This window comes from Actinoplanes sp. NPDC049802 (assembly GCF_040656595.1).
Classification (GTDB): Bacteria; Actinomycetota; Actinomycetes; order Mycobacteriales; family Micromonosporaceae; genus Actinoplanes.
This window is the reverse complement of sequence record NZ_JBFAMR010000040.1, coordinates 1-2,983: the sequence shown is the minus strand read 5'-3', so window position 1 is coordinate 2,983 and position 2,983 is coordinate 1. Positions and strand designations below refer to the sequence as shown.

3 protein-coding genes are annotated in these 2,983 nt (G+C 71.8%); 2 read left to right on the top strand and 1 reads right to left on the bottom strand.

Features of this window, described 5'->3' with window-relative positions:
* Nucleotides 1-101: 101 nt before the first annotated feature.
* Nucleotides 102-1,088 carry a hypothetical protein gene (locus tag AB0I88_RS25320; protein ID WP_361029267.1) on the bottom strand — a complete coding sequence of 329 codons (987 nt, stop codon included), beginning with the start codon at nt 1,086-1,088 and terminating at the stop codon, nt 102-104.
* A 253-nt stretch (nt 1,089-1,341) separates the two neighbouring features.
* Between AB0I88_RS25320 and AB0I88_RS25315 the strand changes: the two genes are divergently transcribed.
* Nucleotides 1,342-2,142, top strand: coding sequence for an alpha/beta hydrolase (locus tag AB0I88_RS25315; protein ID WP_361029264.1), 801 nt, complete (start codon nt 1,342-1,344; stop codon nt 2,140-2,142).
* A complete protein-coding gene (locus tag AB0I88_RS25310; RefSeq protein ID WP_361029262.1) occupies nt 2,139-2,768 on the top strand; it encodes a nitroreductase family protein in 630 nt (209 codons plus the stop codon). The genes AB0I88_RS25315 and AB0I88_RS25310 overlap by 4 nt, the downstream gene beginning before the upstream one ends.
* The last annotated feature ends 215 nt before the right edge of the window (nt 2,769-2,983 follow it).

Below are 2,983 nucleotides of genomic sequence, written 5' to 3'. Positions count from 1 at the left end.
GCGGCGTCAAAGCTGGCCGCGGCCGTGCACACCGCAGTGAGGCCCCGGTCCGGGCGGCGTCAAGGGGGCGCCGCCCGGACCGCCGGCGATCGCGCACCCGGCTACTGGTCGGCGGGCCGGCGGACGGTGACGTCGTGGCGGGCGAGATGACCCGGCAGCGCGTCGCGGGTCTCTCCGGCCCGCAGCCCGCGGCCGGTGTCCGCGTCGACGACGACGACCGTGAGCTGGAAGATCTCGTCGCCGCCGCGTTCCAAAGCCGGCGTGTCACAGGTGAAACTCCGGCCACCGCGGCAGGCGCCCGCGACATGGTAGGAACCCGTCCCGTGCCGCCACAGCAGCCAGATCTGGTGCTCGGCGGGAAGCCCGGCCTCGCCGCTGACGGTCGTGCCCGCGGTGAGGGTGTCGCCGTCGTTCGGCCGGCCGATGCTGATCGACGCGGTTTCCGGGGCCCGGGCGCGGGCCGGGCCGGTGGATTCGCGCACCCCGGCGCCGGGCTGGTCCGGCGCGGGCGGCACAATACTCGCGAGCGGGTCCGCGGGTGTGCTGCCATTCGCCGGTGACGAAGGCGATGACCTGCCGTTCTTCCCCCGTCCCGGTCGCGTTCCGGGCTCGAGGTGATCGCCAGCCGCGGGCGGCGTCCGTGCGTAGGGCGCGATCCCGGAGTAGGCGGCGGCAGCGGAGGCCTCCGCGGTGACCGGCGCCTGCGTGCCGGCGGCCGGCGGCGGCCGGAACTCCGCGCGTCCCGGCGACAGCCCGACCGCGGAGGCCACGACGGCGCCCAGCCCGACCGCGGCGAGGGTGACGCTCAGAGCGGGCCGCTTCCGGGTGGCCTGCCCGACCACCGCCAGACCGGCCGTCGCCCCGAGCAGCCGATCACGCCTCGCACGCTGCGCGGCCGGCGCGTCGCCGCCCACCGTTTCGACGGCTGCCGCGGCGGTCGGGCGGTTCGATCCGGTACGGGCCGCGATCGTCTCGTTCGACAACACCCTGGTCTCCGCCAGCTCGTCGAGCGTCGGGCGCCTCCGGGCCGGCGATGCCGGATTCCCGTGCGACTCGTGGGGCGCGGAACTTCGGGAAGTGAATGCCATCGAATGCCTTCCGCCTGGTCGGAGGCCGCCGGTTGACCGCGGCCGGTGATCAGGGCCACCGGTCTACCGCCGGCCCGTCCCTCCCGGGCCGGCCGGCGGTGAGCCCGTCAGCCGGAGGACGGCCCTTGGCGACACCGTCCGTCCCGATAACCGGGACACTCCCGACTTGGATGCGGTTGTCCAGAGTGCCGGAAATGTGGCAAGGCTCTCTCGCCGCTCGCCGTCCATTGCGGACGGACGGCACACTGACGTGATGGAGGAGATCGACATCGCGGTGGCAGGCGGCAAACTACGGGTGCTGAGCTGGCCGGGGGACGGTCCGACGGTGCTGGCGGCACACGGCATCACCGCCAACGCCCTGTCCTGGGCTTGCGTCGCCCGCGAGCTGCGCGGGCGCGTACATCTGATCGCTCCTGATCTGCGGGGCCGCGCCGGGAGCGCGCATCTTCCCAGACCGTTCGGCATGGCCGCGCACGCCGCCGACCTCAGGGAGGTGTCCGACCATTTCGGAGTCACACGGCCTGCTCTGGTCGGCCACTCGTTGGGCGCGTTCGTGGTGGCCGCCACCGCCGCCCGCTACCAGGTGGGCCCGGTGCTGATGGTCGACGGCGGAATCCCGCTGCCCGTGCCCCCGGACATCGACGTCGACGTGGCCCTGCACGCGATCATCGGCACGGCGATGCGCCGGCTGTCGATGACGTTCCCCGACGCCGACGCCTATCTCGGCTACTTCCGGGACAATCCGGCGCTGGGTCACTATTGGACCGCAGGCCTGGAGGCCTACATCCTGCGTGACTTCACCGGAAGCGGCTCCTCCTGCAACCCCGACGCGATCCGCACCGACGCCCGCGACATGCTGACCTGCCCGGCCCCGGCACCCCACCCCCTGCTGTGGGCGCCCCGCGGGCTGAGGGACGAACCGCGCGGAATCTACCAGCAGGAACACCTGACCGGAGTGGACGCCGAACTGATCCCCGACGTCAACCACTACACGATCCTGGAAGGCGCCGGAGCCGCACGCGTGGCTCAACGGATCATTAGTCTCGTCTCATGACCACCGAACTGTCCGTGATGGAGGCGCTGCACTCCACCCCGGCCCGCCGATACCTGTCCACCGAGCCGATCGCCGACGACGTGATCCGGGACATCCTGGACGCCGCGATCCGTGGCCCGTCCGCCGGAAACGGCCAGTCCTGGGCCTGGATCGTGATCCGCGACCCGGAGACGAAAAAGCAGATCGCCGGGTGGTACAGGGAAGGCTGGGAGCGCCACTACGGCTCCCGCCGCGAACAGATCCTGAACGCCCCCGACGGCGGCCCGATGAGCAAAGCCAGCTTCCTGGCCGCCGACCACCTGGCCAACCACCTCGAAGAGGCCCCCGTCTGGATCATCCCGGTGCTGCTCGGCGCCGCGAAGTCCACCAACCCGCGCCTCGGCTCGTCGATCTACGGCGCCGTGCAGCACCTGATCCTCGCGGCCCGCGCCCACGGCCTCGGCGCCACCCTCACCACCCTGCACATCGGCCACGAGGACGACGTCCGCGAACTGCTCGGCCTCCCCGGCGACGCCCTCACGATGGCGCTGATCCCGCTGGGCCACCCCGCCAAGGGCCGCTGGTCCCAGCCGAAACGCCGCCCCCTCGACGAGGTGGTCCATTTCGAGAAGTTCAAAACCCGTTGATCGTACGCCTGGGCTGAAACGGTTTTCGTACTCGCGCGGGCTCGCTGCGACTCCAGGCCGCAGCGAGCCCGCCGGGCTTCACCACACCAAGGCCACAACACGCCCGCCGAGCTACCACCACTGGGCTTGACCCGTTTCGACGGACAGGGTCGATGAGTTGATCTTCAGGCTACCTTGAGCGCGGGTAGCAGGCTGATGACGGTGCCGCCTTCGTA

Bases quoted from the DNA above. Each gene is read 5' to 3' on its own strand.
- AB0I88_RS25315 (WP_361029264.1), top strand. From the start codon at position 1,342: ATGGAGGAGATCGACATCGCGGTGGCAGGCGGCAAACTACGGGTGCTG.
- AB0I88_RS25320 (WP_361029267.1), bottom strand. From the start codon at position 1,088: ATGGCATTCACTTCCCGAAGTTCCGCGCCCCACGAGTCGCACGGGAAT.
- AB0I88_RS25310 (WP_361029262.1), top strand. From the start codon at position 2,139: ATGACCACCGAACTGTCCGTGATGGAGGCGCTGCACTCCACCCCGGCC.